Genomic DNA, 22,279 nt, shown 5'->3' on the forward strand with positions numbered 1-22,279 from the left:
AATTATTTTTAAAAATTACGAATAACGGCACTTAAAAATTAAATATAAATAAATACTTATGATAAAGAAACTGTTTAGAGACAAAGCCATTGATGCTCAAAAGTCAAAATGGATTGGCGAGGTTATTTTAATTCGTCCATTTTCATTTACGGTGCTGACCATTTGTGTCGTCATTTTCATCCTGATGCTGTTAAGTTTTATCTTTTTTGGGAGTTATACCAAACGTACCAGTGTAAAAGGTTTACTGATCCCCAATACAGGTTTGATTCGTGTATACAGTTCTGAGGGTGGAACGGTTAGCGAAAAATTCGTCAAAGATGGGCAGAGTGTCCAAAAAGGCGCACCTTTATTGGCTTTGAAAATGACGCGCTATAATAGTTCTGGAAATTATAATGAATCTGTTGAACAGCAAATCCAACTAAAAAAACAAAGTCTTGATACTGAAAAAGATAAATTGAAAGACTTGCATGTCAATAGCGCACAGCAGTTGGATGCAGAAGTGCAATCGCTTCATTTGGATTTAAATAAGTTAGATGGATTAATTGCGGAACAACGTCAGCGTTTGGTTCTCGCACAAGAAAATGTGAATCGTTATCGTGATTTAAAGGACAAAGAATATATATCTGTCGAAGAGTTTCAGTTGAAACAAGACAATTATATGAGTCAAAAAGTCACTTTACAGAGTTATGAACGAGAAAAAATCAGTAAACAATCTGAACTTGCGAATAAGCAACTGGTTCAGAAAAGTTTAGGTTCTAAACTGGACAATGAGCTAAGTATGCTTGATCGTCAGATTGCAGCTAATCAACAAGAATCTCTCGAAAATAAGGCCCGTGACAGTTTAATTCTACAAGCCAATTCGGCAGGGCATATTGCTTCAATCAATGCGGAAGTTGGGCAGTTTATTTCACCGAATATTCCTGTGATGAATATCGTGCCTTCGCCATCTCATTTAGAAGCGCACTTATTTGTACCCAGTGCTGCGATTGGTTTTATTCGGATTGGACAACCTGTGAAGCTGCGTTTTCAAGCCTATCCTTATCAAAAGTTTGGACAAGGTCAGGGCAAGATTACGTCAATTTCAGCAACGACCATGAATCCACAACAATTAACGAATTTTGGTGAGTTTAGTCAAGGCATGTCCTTGAATCAAAATGAACCTGTGTATTTAGTCAAAGTGACATTGAATCAGCAAACAGTCAAAGCCTATGGTGAAAGTAAACCGCTTAAAGTAGGCATGGCTTTTGATGCAGATATCATGCAAGAAAAACGTAAATTGTATGAATGGGTCCTTGAGCCTTTATACAGTATTACAGGGAAAATCTAAGAAGAATAACTATGCAATTATTAGACAAAATTTCCCTCGGTTTTGGTCGTAAGATCCCGACGATTCTGCAAACAGAAGCAACAGAGTGTGGTTTGGCATGTATCGCCATGATTGCGCATTTTTATGGTTATGAATCTGATTTATTAACTTTAAGACGTCGTTTTCCTGTTTCGCAAAAAGGCACCAATCTCAATCAGTTAATTAAGATCAGTAATCAATTGAACATGGTCACACGACCACTCAAGCTTGATCTTGAAGATCTAAATCAACTCAAAACACCATGTATTTTGCATTGGGATTTTAACCATTTTGTGGTTTTACAAGAAGTCAGTGCTAATAAAGTGACGATTCTTGATCCTGCATTTGGTAAGCGAATACTGACATTAAATGAGGTCTCTGAGCATTTTACTGGCGTTGCATTAGAGCTTTGGCCAGACACTGAATTTGAGAAAAAAGAAGAAAAAAATCAGATTCAGCTCAAAGGGTTAATCGGGCATGTTCGTGGGTTGTGGAAGTCTTTAGGTCAAATTCTGATTTTGGCATTGGCTTTGGAAGTTTTCTCTTTAATCAGTCCATTCTTTATGCAATGGGTGATTGACCATGTGATTGTTTCTGCTGATCGTGACTTGTTAACGATCTTGGCGATTGGTTTCGGCATGCTGATGTTGCTCCAGCAATTTATTAGTTTGTTACGTTCATGGATCATGATGTACATGAGCACACATTTGAGTGTGCAGTGGCAGGCCAATGTTTTTAATCACATGATCAATGTGCCTGTTTCCTATTTTGAACGGCGCTCATTGGGCGATATCGTTTCTCGCTTTGGCTCCATTGGTAATATCCAAACTACGCTGACCAGTACATTTTTAGCTGCCATTCTTGATGGATTGATGACGGTTTTCACCCTAATTCTGATGTTTGTATATAGTCCGAAGTTAGCATGGATTGCTATTTTCACAATGGGGCTGTATGCATTGATTCGATGGATTTGGTATGCGCCATTAAAACGGGCCACTGAAGCAAATATTATCCATGCAGCGAAGCAAAGTAGTCATTTTATGGAAACGGTTCGTGGTGCAAAAACCATTAAACTGTTTCAACGTCAGGATGTTCGTCGTTCAACTTGGCTTAACCTCGTGGTCAATCAAGTCAATGCAGGACTAACAACGCAAAAGCTTGGATTAGGCTTTTCATTGGCGAATGGTATTTTGTTCGGTATCCAAAATATTGTGATTATTTGGTTAGGGGCGACATTGGTACTCGAAGGTAATTTTACCGTTGGTGTATTAATGGCATTCATGGCATATAAAAGTCAATTTGATGGTCGTGTCGCAGGTCTGATTGATAAATTTATTGAAGTAAAAATGTTGCAAATTGATGTAGAACGTCTTTCTGACATAGTATTGACCGAGCAAGAAAAACTGTATGGCGATGTTGAAATCACCAATATCGATCAAGTTGAAAATGCCATCGAAGTTGATAATCTGCATTTTAAATATTCTGAAAATGATCCTTATGTGCTTAAAGGAATCAGTTTTAAAATTCCACAAAACCAGTCTGTCGCCATCGTTGGTGCAACAGGGTGTGGTAAAACCACGCTTTTACATGTGCTGTTGGGCGTATTTAAACAAACGGAAGGTGAGATTCGCGTGATGGGACGTGATCTTGAGCAGCTAGGTTTGAATGCTGTTCGTGATCATGTGGCAACTGTGCTTCAAGATGACATTCTATTTGCAGGTTCTATTGCTGAAAATATTTGTTTCTTTGATTCCAACCCAGATATGCAATGGGTTCAAGAATGTGCCGCTTATGCCGCGATTCATGATGATATAACCCGTATGCCGATGGGTTACCAAACCTTGGTGGGTGATATTGGCAATATGCTTTCAGGTGGACAAAAGCAACGTATTTTATTGGCACGTGCGATTTATAAAAAACCAAAAATCCTATTTATGGATGAGGCTACCAGTAGTTTAGATGTGCTGAAAGAACAAGAAGTGAATGCCAAATTAAAATTGTTAAAGATCACTAAAATTATTATCGCACATCGTCCTGAAACCATTGCTTCAGCAGAACGTATTATTGCTTTGCAAGATGGCTTGATTATTAAAGATGTATTAATGAAGGATATTCAACCGTCATGAAATACACCGGAACGCTTTTAATTGTGTCAATGCTTTTCATAGCAGGACAAACAAGTTCAGTTTATGCAGATTATTCGCTTTCAAAAATCTTTAAGAGCAAGGTAAAGAAACGTGAGCCACTTTGGTTTGACGTATTAAGCAATGAGCGAAAAGAGCGTGAAAAGAAGCAAGAAATTCAGCAGATTGAAAGCACACTGAATCAGACCGTCATCCAAGATATTACACAGCAAAGAACTCAAGTTGGGGATATTCAATGTTTGACTCAGCCTCAACTCAATCCGAATGAGCAATTATCATTGATTCATGCGGTTGAACGTGCTGTTTGCCGTTTTCCAGAGACCAAAAGTGCATGGGTGCAAACGCGTATTCAAGCAGCACAATTGAAAATTTCAAAGTCCAGTTACTATCCGCAATTAAGCACTTCTGTAAACTATGATTGGGGGCGTGATGATTATCAGGTTGATGGTCGTCCCGATATGAGTTATGACACGGATACGCGTCGTTATGGGCTAGCGGTTCAGGCAAATTGGTTGCTCTATGATTTTGGTGCAAGACATTATCAAGTTGAAGAAGCGCAAAAACTTTTGGCGATGTCTTTGGCACAGCAAGATGTCGTATTGCAAAGTGTGATTATTAAAACCATTTCAGCGTATTACCAAATTACTCAAGTTGAATTAAAACTGGATAATTTAAAGCAACTCGTGACATTGGCAGAACAAAATCATCAAATTGCCAATGCACGTTATAAAGCAGGAGCAGGGATTAAATCTGATGTACTGCAAATGTCTGCCAACCTTGCAAAAGCCAAATCAGATCAGACCAAACTGATGGGCGAGTTAAAAATTGCAAAAGGTCAATTGGCATCGTTAATGGGTGAGCCTGCGTACCAGAATTTTCAAATCAATAACCAATTGAAGATTCCAAAAGCATTAAATTTAAAATCTATTGAAGACTTGGTGAAACAAGCAGAGAAGTTGCATCCACGATTTAAAGCGGCACAATTGGGTATTGAAGCTGCTCAAGATAAAGTTAAAGCAACTCAACGCGCTAAATATCCATCGCTTACATTCAATAGTAGTTATAATCAATCTAAGCAATTGGGCGAGAGTCCTTTTGGAAATGAAACTCAGCGCTTACAAGCAGGCGTCCAAGTGAATTTCCCTTTGTTTGATGGCTTTAACCGTAAGCATCAAGTTGTGGTAGCGCAAGAAAACTTAAAGTTAAAACAGTTAGAAGAAGAACAACTTAAATTAGAAATTAATGCTGAAATTTGGAAAAGCTATAATGAATTACATGCCATCCATGACAATATTCAAGCATTACAGCTGTTAAATGAGAGTGCGACCCAAGCTTATGCTGTGGCTCAAGGTCGTTATCGAGCAGGTGTGGGAAACATGCTTGAAGTAGTGAATGCTCAAAACTTATTAACCGAAGCCAAGATGAATTATTCGACTGTATTGACTGAGTTTTTGGTGGTGCGATATCAACTGTTATCCAATATGGGTAATTTGAATATTTGGTCTGAAGCTCAATCGTAAGGTTCTGCACGTTTAGACTCCGCACATTTTGATTAAGCTTTGATTCGTTAAAGTAAAAAGCCCTTAATTGTTTTAAGGGCTTTTTTTTAACATTTGATTCAGGCGTTGTGATTCAAATTGAAATTAAAACTAAAGATCAACTTGCCACAGAATAGAATGGGAACATACCAAATACTAAGGCAGCAACCAGCATTACAAGACAGGTAATAATCGCCCATTTAATGGTGAATTTCTGATGTTGACCAAATTCAATGCCAGCCAAACCACAAAGCAAATATGTAGAAGGCACTAATGGTGAGAGTAAATGGACCGGTTGACCGACAATTGAAGCACGTGCCATTTCTACAGGCTCAATACCATAATGTCCTGCTGCTTCAGATAAAATCGGAAGAACACCGTAGTAGAAGGCATCATTCGACATAAAGAAGGTCAGTGGCATACTCAATACAGCTGTGATCGGTGCTAAAAACGGTCCCATACTTTCAGGAATGATGGCAACCAACTCTTTTGACATGGCATCGACCATACCTGTACCTGATAGCAAACCTGTAAAAATACCTGCTGCAAAGATAATACCGACTACATTTAACGCACTTCCTGCATGATGAGCGACTAGACTCTTTTGCATATCAATATCACGATAGTTCACCACTAAGGCAATACACAGCGCGATCATAAATAGGATTGGCATTGGTAATACACCCATCACTAAACAGATCATTAATCCAAGTGTTAATAGACCGTTAAACCATCTTAGGTGGGCACGGTTTGCTTCTGGGTTGTTTGAAATTTGAATATTGTCACCATGACTCACATCAATCTCGACAATCCCTAAGCGTTTACGTTCCATACGACCATACATCGTACCGAGGAAATATAACCAGCCAATTGAAAACAGCATTGGCAGGATCATCGGAACAAAAACATCGCTCGGATCAACTTGTAATGCGCTAGCAGCACGTGCTGTAGGACCACCCCAAGGGGTTAAATTCATGATGCCACTTGCCAGCATCATTAAACACGCCATGATCAATGGGCTCATGCCTAAGCGTTTATACAGTGGGAGCATCGCTGCCACACAGATCATATAAGTGGTTGAACCATCACCATCTAGGGATACGATTAAGGTTAAGGTGATCGTTCCGAGGACAACCTTCAAAGGGTCGCCTTTGACGAGTCTTAAGATAAATTTTACAGAAGGGTCAAATAACCCTGTATCAATCATGATGGCAAAATAAAGAATAGCAAATAACAGCATGACGCCAGTCGGCGCGAGTTTTTTAACGCCATCCAACATCATTTCGCCAAGTTCATTCAGTTGAATATGGCTTAAACTATCAAAGAAAAATCCTAAACCATAAGCGAGTAAAGCAAAGAGAACTGGAATCAGAGTTAAAGCAACAAGAGGGCTTAGACGTCGTGACATAATTAAATACATAAAGCATAAAATCATGCCCAGACCTAAAATGGTCAGCATTTTTCAATCCTTGAGTTATTGGTTTTTTAATTGTTCTATTATCTACATAGAGTCGGAATGGTAATCCCATTTTTTAAAAACCTAAATATCAATATCAAAATAGAAGAATGATCATTATTTCTTTAAAAAATAGAAATTAAAAATCAGTAAATTATGTGATTTTATTCATTGTTTTTCTGATGAATGGCTATGTATTTATCAAATTATTGAATGATTTTAGCTGTTAATAAGGAGATGTATAAAATTAAAAATGAGGAATACATTGGAACGGTTTAAATGGTTAAATTGACCTTTAAGTAAAAAAAATGGCAAATAAAAAGCCCCAAAGGTTTGGGACTTTTATTGATGATGAATAGGAAATGATTAACGAACTGTGTACGTGAAGATATTATTCTTCAATAGTCGGTTTGATGACTTCATCTTGTTCAATTAAGCGCGTGACCAATAGCTGATCAATCTTGAAGTGATCGACATCCACCACCTCAAATTTATAGCCGTCAAACACCACTGCATCGGCAGGGCGTGGAATTTTACGCAGTTTGTACATCATAAACCCTGCGAGTGTTTCATAGTTTTCATCGTCAGGCATGCTGTCAATATTTAAAGCATGTTTCATGTCTTCAATCGGTGTGCTGCCATCAATCAACCAAGAGTTGTTATCACGTTTAATGATTTGAAGGTCTTCATCGGTTGGGGTCACCCAATCACCCATCACGGTGATCATAATATCTGACAGTGTGATGACACCGACAACAAGCGCATATTCATTAAAAACAACAGCGAATTTCTCTTTACTTGAACGGAAACGGTCTAAAACTTCAGACAGTGTGAGCGTATCGGGAATGGTCAGTACGGTACGTAATGTCGATTCATTTAACTGGTTAAATTTTTGATTATTCAGGATACGAATCAAAATATCTTTGGCATCCACATAGCCAATCACTTGATCAATATTTTCACTACACACTAAAAACTTAGAATAAGGATATTCAGCCAACTTTTGACGAATACTTTCTTCTGATTCATTTAAGGTGAAATACACCACATTCTCACGTGTGGTCATACTCGAAGGGACGTTCCGTTCCTCTAGCTCAAATACATTTTCAATGAAGTGATGTTCTTGTTTTTGTAGTACACCTGCTTGAGCACCTGCATCCATGACCGCTGAAATATCATCAAAAGTAATATTGTCATCACGGGTAGTATTCACTTTGAATAATCTAAACAGAAGATTGGCGATCGCATTAATAAACCATGCCAGTGGTTTACAAACCGAAATAAAAATTTGTATAGGATTAATAACGGAAATGGCAATTTTTTCTGGTGCGATCATGGCCAAGCGCTTTGGCATTAGATCGGCAAATAGAATAAATAATGAGGTGACTAAGGTGAATGAAAGTACGAAACTGATATTTTCAGCCCATGGACCTTGATAAAACTGATACACAAATTCAATAATATAAGGTCTAAAAGCACCTTCACCTAAGATACCACCAAGGATCGCAACAGCATTTAAACCAATTTGAGATGCAGCAAAAAAGTCTGCGGAGTTTTCTTGTAAATCTAAAACCTTTTGAGCACGGTCTTCGCCAGATTCCGCCAAAATTTTAAGTTTAACCTTACGTGAACCTGCAAGTGCAATTTCACTGAGTGACAAAAAGCCGGCTCCAGCAATCAAGATGATGATGATCAAGAAATTCTGAAAGAGACTCACAAGGCACCTTTGGTTTGAAATTATTATGAAAGTTTTAACATAAAATAGAATGAGATAGTGAAATTTTCCACCACCTCACTATTATAATACTGGTCACAAAAAAGTAAAAAATAAATCAGCTACAGTATTTGGGGATTTAATGATTGACAATATTCGAATTGTTATTCGACATAAATTCACGGTTTTCTTCTTCAATCATTTGGCGTGCAACATATAAAATCAATTGGCGTAACCAACGATGTGCAGGATGATGATGAAGCAGAGGACACCATGCCATCTTTAATTCAAATTCTGGAATATAAAATGGCGGATCTTTAAGCATTAAGTTTTGGCTTTTTGCTTGTAAGCGCGCGATCCGACTTGGTAAGGTGGCAATCAGGTCAACATTTGAAGCCAATAACCCAGGCATTTGATAATGACGGGTGAATACGGAGATCTTACGTTTTTGCCCAATTCGTTCTAAAGCCTGATCAATCCATCCAAGTCCAGCTTGTTTCTCAGGATTCACACCAAAGCCTACGCCCATCCCTGTTTTAGAGACCCAAATATGTTGCGCATCTAAATAGCTTTTTAGGTTAAGGTTATTTACAGCAGGGTGTTTATGATTCAGTAAGCAAGAAAAACTGTCGCGCCAAACCAGTACTTGGTGAAAGCTTTGTGGAATTTCATTGAAACGGTTAATCGCTAAATCAACTTTACCTTGTTCCATATCGCGATACGACACATCACTTGGCGTTAGGAAATCTAGGACAACATTGGGTGCTTCAGAGCGAAGTGCTTTGACTAAACGAGGAACTAATGTCGCTTCGGCGTAATCCGAAGTCATAATCCGAAATACACGATTAGAGGTATAAGGTCGGAATTCTGTGCGTGGCTCCAAAATCATAGAAAGATCTGAAAGCGCATCTCTAATTCTAGGTTGTAATTCCAATGCCCGTTCTGTAGGCGTCATGCCTTCAGACGAGCGAATCAATAGGGGATCATTAAATAAATTACGTAGACGTCTTAGAATATTACTCATTGCTGGTTGGGTAACACCCAATTGCTCAGCAGCGCGTGTTACATTTTTTTCTCGTAGCAGTACGTCGAGGTAAATTAAGAGATTGAGATCAACCCGCTCAAGATTCATAAAAAAAATACCGAAAATAAATTTTTGAAATCGTAGTGAATTATGCCATAAGCAAAACAGCTTGTGTTAAAAGACGATAAAACAACTTAAATATAAATAGCCCTTATGATGAATAAAAGTTATCAATATAAAATTTTAATCATTGAGTTTTGATCATCATTGGTTTTATAGAATTGAAAATCTATTTCACATTGAAATTTTATTAAAAATTAGAATGATCACCATATCGTAATCAAGATTTCTAAAATCATTGCAATAGATCCAACATAAAGTTTCGATAACAAGGAAAATGGTCAAAATAATGATCAACTAAAAATGCTTAAGATTGCACCAAAATGCCATTAAAATTTTTCAAAAATGCATTTTGCAAGAAATCCACAAGCTGTTGAGACTTAAGTCTAATGATTTTTAAATATACAATTTGTCTATAAGTTGATCATTTGTGCTATTATATTAATTATTAATAAACAAAGCTTTAATTACCATCATTTATTTTTTTATTAGACTTTGATCTACATATTTTTTAAATAAATACCGAAAATTATCTCAAAGTATTGGATTAATTTTTTCACCCCCTCTAAGCTAAGTCCATAACAACGAAGTGCTTTAAATCTGATCAATCTAGATCGAGACGATTTAAAACATTTATTGATGAAATCCTAAAATTATATACAGGGTAGAATATCATGACTCAATACCAAACAGCGATTGATGCAATCCGCGAATTAAAAGCAAAATTCGGCAACACTTGGGCAGACATCAGTGCTGAAGATGCTGCACGTATGCAAATCCAAAACCGTTTCAAAACTGGTTTAGACATTGCAAAATACACAGCTGCAATTATGCGTCGTGATATGGCTGCTTATGATGCTGACTCAAGCAAATACACTCAATCTTTGGGTTGCTGGCACGGTTTCATCGCACAACAAAAAATGATTGCGAACAAAAAATATTTCGGTACAACTGAACGCCGTTATATCTACCTTTCTGGTTGGATGGTTGCTGCACTTCGCTCTGAATTCGGTCCTTTACCTGACCAATCAATGCACGAAAAAACTTCAGTACCTGCATTGATCGAAGAAATCTACACTTTCCTTCGCCAAGCTGACGCGAAAGAATTAAACGACTTGTTCCGTGCGCTTAAAAAAGCTCAAGAAGCTGGTGATACTGCTAAAGCTGCTGAAATCACTTCACAAATCGATAATTTCCAAACTCACGTTGTGCCAATTATTGCGGACATCGATGCTGGTTTCGGTAACGAAGAAGCAACTTACCTTTTAGCTAAGAAAATGATCGAAGCGGGTGCTTGTGCACTACAAATCGAAAACCAAGTATCTGATGCGAAACAATGTGGTCACCAAGCGGGTAAAGTAACGGTTCCACACGAAGACTTCATCGCTAAAATCCATGCATTACGTTATGCATTCTTAGAAATGGGTCTTGATGACGGTATTATCGTTGCGCGTACTGACTCTGAAGGCGCTGACTTGACTCAAAAAATCCCAGTGGTTAAAGAGCCAGGCGACATCGCTTCTCAATACATTAGCTACTTAGACACAACTGAAATTGACATTTCAGAAGCTCAAGAAGATGAGATTCTAATCAAGCGTGATGGTAAATTACACCGTCCTAAGCGTTTAGCTTCTGGCCTTTACCAGTTCCGTGCTGACACTCAAATTGATCGTGTTGTACTTGACTGTGTTACAAGCTTACAAAATGGTGCTGACCTTCTTTGGATCGAAACTGCAACGCCTAACGTTGCTGAAATCGCTCACATGGTTAACCGTGTACGTGAAACAGTTCCAAATGCGAAACTTGTTTACAACAACTCGCCTTCGTTCAACTGGACTTTAAACTTCCGTCAACAAGCTTACGATCGTTGGGTTGCTGAAGGTAAAGATGTTTCTGCTTATGACCGTGCTAAATTAATGAGCGCTGAATACGATGCTACTGAATTAGCTGCTGAAGCTGACGAAAAAGTTCGTACATTCCAAGCAGATGCTGCTCGTGAAGCAGGTGTGTTCCATCACTTGATCACACTTCCGACTTACCATACAGCTGCTCTTTCTACGCATGAGCTTGCTCAAGGTTACTTCGGTTCTGAAGGCATGTTGGCTTATGTTGCTGGCGTACAACGTAAAGAAATCCGTGGTGGTATCGCATGTGTTAAACACCAAGCAATGGCTGGTTCAGACATCGGTGATGATCATAAAGAAATCTTCGCTGGCGACAATGCATTGAAAGCTGGTGATGATGCTAAAAATACAATGAACCAATTTGGTGGTTAATCCCTTCCATTGATTCAAAAGAAAAACCCTGCGGAAGCAGGGTTTTTTTATGGCTGTTTTTTTATGGCTATATAATAAATTCTAAATCGTTTTAAAAAATATTTATTCATTAATCAATTGAAAACATTTGTATATTTTATATCGTTCATTATTGATACAATCGCCCAAATTTTTTAATGAAGATGATGCTGTAGTGTTTGAGAAACTAGCTGAACAAAGCTTAAATATGATGGGCTGGGAAATTGACAATCATTGGCCACTTGATTTGGATCAATGTGTGATGATTGCAGCGCCGCATACCAGTAATTGGGATGCCTTGTATGCACGTCTTGCACTGAAAGCCTTAGGGGTAAATGTACGTCTGACCATTAAAGACAGTTATATGAAGTTGCCTTTTGGTCCATTTGTCCGTGCAATGGGTGGAATAGGGATTGACCGTCGTCCCAAAGCAGTAGGTGAAGAGCGCCCGAGTATGGTTGAAGTGATGAGTGATCTGTTTAAGACACATCCGAAATTGGTGATGTTGGTGACGCCTGAAGCGACACGTGCCAAGCGAGAGCAGTGGAAAACAGGTTTTTACCATGTTGCGACGACTGCAGGTGTCCCTATTGCATTGGCGTATATGGACTACAGCAAGAAAAAATGTGGTGTCGGTAAAATTGTATATCCATCAGGTGATATGGAAAAAGACATGGCTGAAATTATGGAATTTTATTCAAATATTAATGCTAAATTTCCAGAAAATTTTAGTGTTGATACGCGTTTCTTCTGATACATAAAATCATATGTAAATTGGGCGATTAGATGTATATAAGCTTAATATCAATGATATTGAAGCTGTTATATAGATAATAAAGACAGGTCATGACCTGTCTTTTTTATAGCTCAATCATTTGAAAAGTGATTTATATTGATTTTTAATTGTTGATTAGAACGTATATTTATTTGGGTGAAATACTTATGCCACCTAAAAAATCACAAGCGGATTTATAGTTTACATACTGCATTTGAATAATTTCATAAAGAGGCATATCAAATAAATTATCACCTGATTTATAGCGATCAATATATTCGATAGATTTATCTTTACTCACCGCAAGCGTGCGTTCATGAAAGCTTGTAATAGAGTTGTGGCTTAACTGATCGGCATCAATATTATTGCATTGAAATTGTTGAATAAGTGCTTCAGCACGTTTAATTTCACTCGATGAGCCAAATGCACATCCTGTCAAGACAACCATAATGCTTAACAAAATCGGGGTTTTCATTGGATTAAATAATGAGAAGGATAGCATCGCATTATAGATTATTTAAAGTGTGATTAAAGTCTCATAAAAACAAATAAAGTCAATTTCAATTCAATTGCTTAAATATTGAGCACTTAAGTGTCAAATTAAAATCAATTTACGTGATTTGATTCCAAAGCGCTGAAATATTTAGTTATTTAATGAACTCAAGCAAAGAATACAACCTGAAGCAAAGAGTAAGCTTAATACAATTTGTTTAAATTGTTTCTCTGATATTTTATAAAAAAGTTGTGCACCTAAAATGGCAGGAATGCTGATGATTAAAATTAAGATGCCAAAATATTTGAGTAGTTCAATTGAGATAGTCCCTTGCCATAAATACACAGCAATAGTGAAAAGCTGAATCGCAAAATTGAAATGTCTTAAAATATAACGTTGATGTTGCTTCGGCAGATTTTTGAGCATCACCCATGCAGATGGTACAGCACCACAGAAGCCACCTAATCCCCCAAGTACACCACCAACAAAGCCAATGCAGGCATCTGATTTTGAATCCAGTTGTTGTAAGTATTTAAACTGTGGTGCGACATACATGATGGGGCACCATACGATCAGAAAAAGTCCTAAGATCAATTTGAAAAGGTCTGCATTGACAATATCGAGTAGAAAAGTACCTAAAGGTACTCCGATTAGTCCAGCAACGATATAAACGTAAACTAAAGATCGTTTTAATATAAGTGGTTGTTCTTTACTAAGTGAAATAATATGACACCATAGTGAAGCAAATACGACGAGCGGAGCTGATATTTGAGGAGGGAGTACCCAAACCCAAAATGACATAGCGATTAATGCAAAGGCAAAACCGGTAAGACCTTGAGCGAAAGCGGCTAAACATGCACCAATGATAAAAATAAAACCTATTTCCATCAAGAAATAGTCTTTTTAACGTTTTTACAATGATCATTACTGATGCGTATGCAAAGGGCTAAAACCATTTTAATAAGCTCATTTTAAAGCGTGCATTGCCAAAGTCGGATAAATTAATAAGTAGCAATCTCAAACATTTCATTTTGAGGATTTAACTTTTAACGAGCAAATTTCCAATCTCTAATCGTGTCATTTTAAATAAAATCCATCTTAATTTTTAAATTTTAGGTGAAGAGTTAAGCTTATAAAAATATTAATTCCTGCTTTGATTATCTTAGATATGAAAAAGCCCCAATTGAATTGAGGCTTTTGTAATTTTAAATATTCAATGAAACGCAATAAGACATTCATTCACCGAAATATTTTAAAGATCAATCATTTTTAGATTTCGGCTTCAGGCTTTGTGTCAGACCATTAATGTCGCCCCCTTGAATGCCTAACTCATTCATTAAGCTATCAATCAATGGTGCTTGTGAACGGTAACGTAGAGCACTATTTACGACTTGATCGGACAAGGCAACTTGACCTTGCTCACCCCCATCAACCGATGCCGTTGAACCACTCAAACCACCCATACCATTCACTTGTAGAATTTTGATATCGTCAATATTTTCCATTGGCTTAACACTTTCACGAATAATTTCAGGTAAGTATTTCAACAATGCTAAACGAATTTGCATTTCGACTTGTTCAGAAGACAAGATATTGTTTGCTTCGTTGACTGCGCGTGTACCTTCTGCATCCACTTGGTATTGTTTCTCTTGAGCTTGAGCCAGTAGGATTTTTGCATCCGCTTCACCTTTCGCTTTTAAGCGAACTTTTTCAGCTTCGGCTTCAGCTGCAGTACGAACCGCTTCAGCATCATCTACAGCAGCTTGTTTCGATGCTTCTGCAGCAACAGTAATTGAAATTGCATCCGTTTCAGCAGCCTGTTTTGCTGCAACCAGTTCAACAGCTTTGATACGTTCTGCACGTTGAGTTTCACGAACAGTGATCACTTCTTCTTCTGCTTTAACTGCTTGTGCACGTGCTTGGTCAGCTAGGGCTTTTGCTTCAGATTCTGCACGAGATTTTTCTGCGATCGCAATTGCACGATCTTGCTCAGCCAATTCAATGGTTTTCTTTTGTTCAACTTGAGCTTGTTCAATGATTTGTGATTTCTGAATATTTTGATTTTCTACATCACGTGCTGCAGTAATCCGTTTTAAATCAATTTCACGTTCAGCTGCAATTTGTGCTTCTTCTGCTTCACGTTTTTTAACTGCTTCTTGCGTTGCGATTTCAGCAAGTTGTTCCGCTCGGCGAATTGAGATCTCTCGCTCTTGTTGCATTTTTGCATATTCTTCTTCACGAAGAATTTGTAGTCGTGCTTGTTCTGCTTGTAAGTTTTTGGTCTTAATCGCAAGATCAGCATCTTGTTCGATGTCGTTACGTTTTTTACGACGGTCTTCAATCGTTTCAGTCAGCTTGGTTAAACCTTCCGCATCAAAAGCATTTTGTGGGTTAAAGAATTTAAAACTGGTTTGATCTAGACCGGTTAAAGAGACCGTTTCAAGTTCTAAACCATTTTTTGAAAGATCTTCAGAAACGACTTGCTGTACTTTTTGCACGAAGTCAACCCGCTTTTCATGTAACTCTTCCATGGCCATTTCAGCTGCAACAGCGCGAAGTGAGTCCACAAATTTACCTTCAACCAAATCTTTAAGCTCTTGCGGAGACATGGTTTTTTGACCCAGCGTTTGAGCTGCTGTCGCGATAGCTTCAGCCGTTGGTTTGACACGAACGTAGAACTCAGCCATGACATCTACACGCATACGATCACGTGTAATCAACGCTTGGTCAGCTGCACGTTTTACTTCAAGACGCAGTGTGTTCATGTTCACAGGAATCACTTCATGCAAGACAGGCAATACAATTGCACCACCCCCCAAAATAACTTTTTCACCGCCAAAACCTGTACGGACGAAAGACACTTCTTTACTTGAGCGTTTATATAGACGCGCTAAAATCGTACCAATAATGATTAGCGCAAGTAAGATGATCCCCGCGATGATCAGTATTTGAAAAAAATTTGAGTCAAACATTTTTATAAGTCTCTATTGTTTATATGAATATTAATAAATTGAATATTTAATGAGGGATTGCTTGAAATCCGATCTTGGTTTTTTGAGTCAAAAGAACGGTTTGACCTTGTGTGAAAATAAGGTCAGTTTCAGGCTCAACCATAATATAGTGTGTCATTCCATGCTGATCTTTTACTTTAGCTTGAGCAGGATAATTTAGTCGGGCTTCACCCAAAATAATTTCTGCACTTAAGCCAATCAGTTCTTCGCTATGAATTGCAGTCGTTTCATCTTGTGGTAACACTTTAGCAATGATTGCAGAGACCGTACGGACGATTGGCATGCACAAAATTAAACTGGCAGGAGCAATAATCCAAAGCGGGAAATAACTAGCGGTCCATTGAAAAAATAGACCTTGAGTAACCAGTCCAAACAATCCAAAAGTAGTTAGAAAGATGATTAACCACACCAATACAGGAATACGCCCAATATAAAGCCAATCAAGTAATTGAATAAAAATATTTGGATTGGAGTCTAAATTTAAATCAGGATGTTGTGCTTCAAACAATTGATCAGGAATAAATTGATCCAAAAAACCTTGAGTAGTTGCACCAGCAATGAGTAATAGCGCTTCGACCAAACCCAAGAAAAGCATTAAGCATAAACTAACGCTAAAAAATATATTGGAAGGGTGGATGAAGATTTCCCACATTTGTTGGTCTCAGCTTTATATTTATCATTAAAAATTAGATGTTGAATTTATTGATATAGATGACTGAATTCCAATCTATTTTGAATAGTTTAAAACGTCACTCAGTACTGAGCTAAAGTGTATAGTTTAGACATTAATTTGGCAAATAATAATTATTCTTAATCTATTCAGTCAGAATGTGAATTTCTAGACAAAAAAAATACGTAATGATTGGGGTATTCATTACGTATAACAACGAATCTGCTTTCACAGCTTCGGTTAAGGAGAAAAGTTAAGAACATTGGGGAATGTTGCAAAACTTTAGTAAATATTACTCAATAACAAACTTGATATGTTATGTATTCACGTAAAGTTATGTTAGTAAAAGTTAATTAAGTCGTTATCCAGAATTAAAGATAACAATAAAAAAACCTCTCATTTAGAGAGGTTTCAGTTAAAGCTTCGATATCAATGTATGACGATCAGTTTAAAAGTGGAACACACCCAAACCTGATTTAACTTCATCCAGTGTCTGTTGAGTAATGTCTTTGCATTTGTCAGTGCCAGTTTTCAAAATATCCATGATGTAATCTGGATCTTTGGCAAGCTCCATGCGACGTTCACGAATTGGCGTGATTAACTCTTTTAGAACCCCTTCAAGACGCTTCTTCACTGTACCATCGCCTAGTCCACCACGTTTATAGTGTTCTTTCATTTCAGCGACTTCTTCAACATTTGGATCAAATGCATCAAGATAAGTGAAAACAACGTTGCCTTCAACTTGGCCTGGATCTTCAACGCGTAAATGATTTGGATCGGTATACATTGCATTAACGGCTTTCTTGATGTCTTTATCAGAAGCATCTAAAACAATCGTATTGCCTAAAGATTTAGACATTTTGGCTTTACCATCAAAACCTGGTAAACGACCAACATTTGAAAGCAATGCTTTACATTCTGGAAGTAAGTCATGACCAATTTGACGATTCAAACGACGAACGATTTCGTTGGTTTGTTCGATCATTGGAATTTGATCTTCACCCACAGGAACGATAGAGGCTTTAAATGCTGTGATGTCTGCCGCTTGTGCAACAGGGTAGCAAAGGAAGCCAGCTGGAATATCACGTTCAAAACCACGCATTTGAATTTCGGACTTGATCGTTGGGTTGCGCTCTAGACGAGAAACCGTCACGAAGTTCAAGTAAAGCATGGTCAATTCATTGAGTGCAGGTAAACTTGATTGCACACAAATCGTTGTTTTAAGTGGATCAATACCAACAGCTAAATAGTCTGTTGCAACTTCAATAATGTTACGACGTACTTTTTCAAAATTATCCGCATTGTCAGTAAAGGCTTGAGCATCTGCCAATAATAAATGTTGGTGATGAGAATCTTGTAATCCTACACGTGAGCGTAAAGAACCAACGAAATGACCTAAGTGAAGTTGTCCTGTAGGACGATCGCCAGTTAAAATCACTGGGCGATGATCTTGATTGCTCATTATAAATCCTGAAAACAGTAGTCAGCGCTACTTTGATATTAAGAATGCTAGGTATTGTACGGTAATTTATTTTTTATTGTCAGCAAGAATAATAGCCAGAGCGAAAAAAGCTTACTCAAAAATAACTGCTATTTATTTATTAAATATATACAATTATTTTTCCATAAAGCATTAAAATAGATAAAAACTTAGGATAATAAAAATGGCCAGTAGCTTACTTTTACTATTAGATGATATTGCAACGATCCTTGATGATGTTGCTGTGATGAGCAAAATGGCTGCCAAAAAGACGGCAGGGGTGTTGGGTGATGACTTAGCCCTAAACGCACAACAGGTCAGCGGTGTAAAAGCAGATCGTGAATTACCCGTGGTTTGGGCTGTTGCCAAAGGTTCATTTGTTAATAAATTGATTCTTGTTCCACTTGCTTTGCTGATCAGTGTGGTTGCCCCTTGGTTAATCAATCCACTATTGATGATCGGTGGTTTATTTTTATGCTATGAAGGTGTGGAAAAGGTTATTCACACACTTCAGCATAAAAAAGCAAAAACGGCTGAAGTCGCTGAACAAGAACTCAAGGCACTTGAAGGTGATTTGGTAACACTCGAAAAGCAAAAAATTAAGGGGGCGGTGACAACGGATTTTATTTTATCTGCTGAAATTATTGTCATTTCATTAGGTACTGTGGCTACTGCAACATTTGGCGTTAAAGTGGCTGTGCTGACAGTCATCGCAATCGCAATGACGATTGGTGTGTATGGTCTTGTCGCAATGATTGTTAAAATTGACGATCTAGGTTTATATTTAAATCAACAAGCATCATCATTTAAACAAACCATTGGGCGTGGATTACTGGCATTTGCACCAAAGTTGATGAAAACATTGACTATCGTGGGTACTTTGGCGATGTTCTTGGTCGGTGGTGGCATCATTACACACACGATCCCAGTCTTTCACCACTTTACTGAAGACTCAGTAGAATATATTGATCATATTCCAGCTGTAGGGCATTTTATTGGTGCACTCACGCCGACTTTGATTAACTTTGTGATTGGATTTGTCGCTGGTCTGCTGGTGGTTCTCGTGGTGAGTATGATTTCTAAAGTGTTTAAGAAATCAAAATCCGTTTAATTTGAATACTGCGTAAAGATAAGCTTTAAAATAAAGCATAATTTAGAATAAGGATAAGGCCATGCGTTGGAAAGGTCGTCGAGTCAGTAGTAATTTAGAAGATCGTCGTGGTGGTGGGGCTAAAGCTGGCGGGATCAGTATTCTTGGTTTAATTGTGGCTTTTGTGGCTTGGAAGTTCTTTGGGGTAGATCCTCAAATGGCGTACCAAGCGACCAAGCAAGTTACTTCTGGACAGCAACAACAAGCAACTGGTTTGGAAAATCCAACACCCGAGCAACAAGAGACGGCGGCATTTGTTGGAACTGTTTTGGCCGACACAGAAGACACGTGGTCTCAGGTATTTAAACAGCAGGGCATGCAATATTCATCACCGAAACTGGTCATGTTTAGTGGTACGGTAAACTCAGGTTGCGGAGCAGCACAGTCTGCAATGGGGCCTTTTTATTGTCCAGCTGATCAAAAGATTTATATTGATACTGCTTTCTTTAAAGATATGCATCAACAAATGGGGATTTCGGGTGAGCAAAATCAATCTGAATTATCGACAAAAAATGCTGCGGGTGATTTTGCTCAAGCGTATGTGATTGCTCATGAAGTCGGTCATCATATCCAAAATCTTTTAGGGATTTCTGGGCAAGTCCAACAAGCACGTCAAACCGCGAGTGAAGCTCAAGGGAATCAACTTTCAGTTCGATTAGAACTACAGGCAGATTGTTTGGCGGGCGTCTGGGCAAAAGATACACATCAGCGCACTCAATTTTTGGAAAATGGTGATATCGAAGAAGCGATGGACGCAGCGCATAAGATCGGGGATGATTATTTGCAAAAACGTGCGCGTGGACAAGTTGTTCCAGATAGTTTTACTCATGGAACAAGTGCACAACGTATGCAGTGGTTTGATAAGGGGATGCAGTCAGGCGATATCAATCAATGCGATACATTTAAAACATCGGTATAATTTGTAATCATCCAGATCCAATAAGAGATGCATGAGCTGTTTATCTCGAATGTTAAAAGTATACTTTGAACGTCTCCTCATGAAACCTAGTTTGATTAGATGATCGTCAGGCTAGGTTTTTTGTTGTAGTTGCTTATGTAGTTAACAAACTTTTTTTTAAAAATCAGTTTAAAATAATCCATGTTATTGAAATCATAAATAAGAAGTATTAGGCAAATTATGGGTAATTTTTTTATTCTTCAAGTTTTTACGGTTGTATTTGCACTTTCAATCGCAACAACAATATTTAATAAGCGAATTCTAGGCTTTCCACAAGCGATCGGTGTTCCCATTGTTTCTGCAATTTTTGTTTTCATATTGCAATGGGGGGCAAATCTACTAGGCAATAATCAATTCATTACCATTAATCTACACAATATTGAAGACGCAGTTAGAAATATTGATTTTTATGATTTCTTAATCAATGGCGTAATTTGTTTCATTCTGACATCCTCTGCATTGAAATTTAAGGTATCAGATTTACGCTCACATTGGAAACCGATTAGTATTTTAGCGACCTTGGCACTGGTACTTTGCGCATTATTGTTTGGTGGTCTGATATTTGGTTTCCAGTACTTGATGGGTAGCCCTGTCCCAATTTTAATTTTATTGTTATTGGGCTCGGCTTTAGGTGCAACCGATCCAATTGGGATTAAAGGCGTACTTAGTTCAGTTCGAGCACCACATCACTTGATGGTAAAGCTTGAAGGCGAATCATTATTTAACGATGCGATGTGTATCGCTGTATTTATGACGCTATTAAACGTACTTAAAGGTGAGCAATTTAGTTTTTTTGCCACATTACAAACTTTATTTTATGAAATTATTGTTGCTGTCATTATTGGTTTAGCTTTTGGTTGGCTGATTCTGAGAATTTTACGTGGTAAGCATGAAATGGAGTCACTGATATTAACCACGGCTTTATTGGCATGTGGTTCCTATTTGGTGGCTTTATTTGCGCATGCTTCTGCACCGATTGCCTGTGTTATTGGTGGTTTGATCGTTGGTAATAAATGGAATGAAATTTTAAAGGAAAAAGAAATCAGTGAAGTCAATCATTTTTGGCATACGGTTGAAGGAATCATTAACTCATTCCTGTTTACCCTCATTGGACTCGAATTATTTATCTTGGATTTAAGTGCGAGTCTTATTTTTGGTGGGGTGGTTGCATTTATTCTTTTACATATTTCTCGTTTCGCAGCGAATTATCTGGCGTTTGCCTTTTTTCCATCATTCCGCAAAAAAAGCTATAACGGAAGTTTAGCCATTATTTCATGGGGTGGTGTACGAGGAGGAATTTCTTTAGCGCTCGTGTTAGCTGTTGCTAATCTTCCACAATTATCTGAGTACAGCAGTATTTTGATTGGGTATACCTTCATCGCTGTTTTACTTTCGGGTGTGGTTTGTGGACTAGGTTTGCCGCCCGTGATGAATGCTTTTTATTACAATCCAAATGAAGAGCAAACTGGTTTTAAGGGTTGGTATCAAAGATTGTGTCATAAAATGAATAGAAGTGGTGTGATGTACATCGTTGGTGAAGATGTAAAAGGGAATGAAATTATTACCATTTATAACCCAGAAGCAGTTTCAGATACGAGGAGTGATGATGGCGTGACAGCCGTTCATCATCCGAATAGAGTGCAGGAAGTTAAACGCTTGGAAAATCCTGACAATTTCTAAATGGCTCTGAGTCAGTATTGAAAGAGGTGAGAAGTCGGAAATGCAAATATCTATTTCCGACTTTTTATTTAATCAACAAAATAGCATTTTATTACTGCTTTAATTTTCAATAATCGTGAAGTCTGTAATCACCTAAGTTGTAAGGTTGCATCTATACATCAATTTATATCTATTATTTGCTTAAAAAATGACTAAAAACAAGAATAAGTGACAGTTCTCTTTATTTAGCGACAGTTCTCTTTATTTAAAATAACTACATAATGACAAATCTAGTAACATGCTTATTCTTTGAGAAATTGAAACGCCTACCATTAATTATCTTAAAACACAAGATGCTATCTGTTTATGCTTAGAAAATAGCCTAAAAAATAAACGTAAATGCTTGATTTACTGATTTTAATACAAAAAATATATCTATAAATTTTAT

16 protein-coding genes are annotated in these 22,279 nt (G+C 37.6%); 8 read left to right on the forward strand and 8 right to left on the reverse strand.

Annotated features, from left to right (window positions below):
- Nucleotides 1-58: 58 nt before the first annotated feature.
- Genes AC5YCE_RS04995 through AC5YCE_RS05005 form a run of 3 tightly spaced genes read left to right on the forward strand, consistent with a single transcriptional unit; the run spans nt 59 to nt 5,009 of the window.
- Complete coding sequence (locus AC5YCE_RS04995; RefSeq protein WP_496171276.1) at nt 59-1,327, forward strand: HlyD family secretion protein; 1,269 nt, start codon at nt 59-61, stop codon at nt 1,325-1,327.
- A gap of 11 nt (nt 1,328-1,338) precedes the next feature.
- On the forward strand, nt 1,339-3,471 hold the full coding sequence (locus tag AC5YCE_RS05000) for a peptidase domain-containing ABC transporter (RefSeq protein WP_496171277.1): 2,133 nt from the start codon (nt 1,339-1,341) through the stop codon (nt 3,469-3,471).
- A complete protein-coding gene (locus AC5YCE_RS05005) occupies nt 3,468-5,009 on the forward strand; it encodes a TolC family protein (protein WP_496171278.1) in 1,542 nt (513 codons plus the stop codon). The genes AC5YCE_RS05000 and AC5YCE_RS05005 overlap by 4 nt, the downstream gene beginning before the upstream one ends.
- A gap of 136 nt (nt 5,010-5,145) precedes the next feature.
- Here AC5YCE_RS05005 and AC5YCE_RS05010 read toward each other — a convergent pair whose 3' ends face one another.
- The 3 genes from AC5YCE_RS05010 to AC5YCE_RS05020 all read right to left on the reverse strand — a co-directional run bounded on the left by AC5YCE_RS05010 (nt 5,146) and on the right by AC5YCE_RS05020 (nt 9,329).
- The gene (locus AC5YCE_RS05010) at nt 5,146-6,486 is read right to left on the reverse strand and encodes a CitMHS family transporter (protein WP_496171279.1); all 1,341 of its coding nucleotides are present in this window, start codon (nt 6,484-6,486) and stop codon (nt 5,146-5,148) included.
- A gap of 388 nt (nt 6,487-6,874) precedes the next feature.
- Nucleotides 6,875-8,200 carry a polyamine export protein PaeA gene (gene paeA / locus AC5YCE_RS05015; RefSeq protein ID WP_496171280.1) on the reverse strand — a complete coding sequence of 442 codons (1,326 nt, stop codon included), beginning with the start codon at nt 8,198-8,200 and terminating at the stop codon, nt 6,875-6,877.
- Nucleotides 8,201-8,336: 136 nt separating this feature from the next.
- Complete coding sequence (locus tag AC5YCE_RS05020) at nt 8,337-9,329, reverse strand: LysR family transcriptional regulator (protein WP_496124586.1); 993 nt, start codon at nt 9,327-9,329, stop codon at nt 8,337-8,339.
- Between the two features lie 686 nt (nt 9,330-10,015).
- On the opposite strand from AC5YCE_RS05020, the gene AC5YCE_RS05025 reads away from it, so the two are divergent.
- Both AC5YCE_RS05025 and AC5YCE_RS05030 read left to right on the forward strand, forming a co-directional pair.
- On the forward strand, nt 10,016-11,617 hold the full coding sequence (locus AC5YCE_RS05025) for an isocitrate lyase (RefSeq protein WP_496124587.1): 1,602 nt from the start codon (nt 10,016-10,018) through the stop codon (nt 11,615-11,617).
- Nucleotides 11,618-11,810: 193 nt separating this feature from the next.
- A complete protein-coding gene (locus AC5YCE_RS05030; RefSeq protein WP_496124588.1) occupies nt 11,811-12,389 on the forward strand; it encodes a 1-acyl-sn-glycerol-3-phosphate acyltransferase in 579 nt (192 codons plus the stop codon).
- A gap of 169 nt (nt 12,390-12,558) precedes the next feature.
- On the opposite strand, the gene AC5YCE_RS05035 is transcribed toward AC5YCE_RS05030, so the two are convergent.
- The 5 genes from AC5YCE_RS05035 to trpS form a co-directional block, all read right to left on the reverse strand.
- A complete protein-coding gene (locus AC5YCE_RS05035; protein WP_496171281.1) occupies nt 12,559-12,885 on the reverse strand; it encodes a hypothetical protein in 327 nt (108 codons plus the stop codon).
- 168 nt (nt 12,886-13,053) lie between these two features.
- Nucleotides 13,054-13,791 carry a sulfite exporter TauE/SafE family protein gene (locus AC5YCE_RS05040; RefSeq protein ID WP_496171282.1) on the reverse strand — a complete coding sequence of 246 codons (738 nt, stop codon included), beginning with the start codon at nt 13,789-13,791 and terminating at the stop codon, nt 13,054-13,056.
- 371 nt (nt 13,792-14,162) lie between these two features.
- On the reverse strand, nt 14,163-15,875 hold the full coding sequence (locus AC5YCE_RS05045) for a flotillin family protein (RefSeq protein WP_496171283.1): 1,713 nt from the start codon (nt 15,873-15,875) through the stop codon (nt 14,163-14,165).
- A 46-nt stretch (nt 15,876-15,921) separates the two neighbouring features.
- On the reverse strand, nt 15,922-16,566 hold the full coding sequence (locus AC5YCE_RS05050) for a YqiJ family protein (RefSeq protein WP_496171284.1): 645 nt from the start codon (nt 16,564-16,566) through the stop codon (nt 15,922-15,924).
- A gap of 466 nt (nt 16,567-17,032) precedes the next feature.
- On the reverse strand, nt 17,033-18,046 hold the full coding sequence (trpS, locus tag AC5YCE_RS05055) for a tryptophan--tRNA ligase (RefSeq protein ID WP_496171285.1): 1,014 nt from the start codon (nt 18,044-18,046) through the stop codon (nt 17,033-17,035).
- A gap of 202 nt (nt 18,047-18,248) precedes the next feature.
- Here trpS and AC5YCE_RS05060 point away from each other — a divergent pair, with 202 nt between their 5' ends.
- From AC5YCE_RS05060 to AC5YCE_RS05070, 3 genes are all read left to right on the forward strand, one after another.
- Nucleotides 18,249-19,175, forward strand: a complete 927-nt coding sequence (locus tag AC5YCE_RS05060) for a DUF808 domain-containing protein (RefSeq protein WP_496171286.1) — start codon at nt 18,249-18,251, stop codon at nt 19,173-19,175.
- Nucleotides 19,176-19,236: 61 nt separating this feature from the next.
- On the forward strand, nt 19,237-20,133 hold the full coding sequence (gene ypfJ, locus AC5YCE_RS05065; RefSeq protein ID WP_496171287.1) for a KPN_02809 family neutral zinc metallopeptidase: 897 nt from the start codon (nt 19,237-19,239) through the stop codon (nt 20,131-20,133).
- 219 nt (nt 20,134-20,352) lie between these two features.
- Nucleotides 20,353-21,852 carry a cation:proton antiporter gene (locus AC5YCE_RS05070; protein ID WP_496171288.1) on the forward strand — a complete coding sequence of 500 codons (1,500 nt, stop codon included), beginning with the start codon at nt 20,353-20,355 and terminating at the stop codon, nt 21,850-21,852.
- The last annotated feature ends 427 nt before the right edge of the window (nt 21,853-22,279 follow it).

The organism is Acinetobacter sp. CY79 (assembly GCF_059515845.1).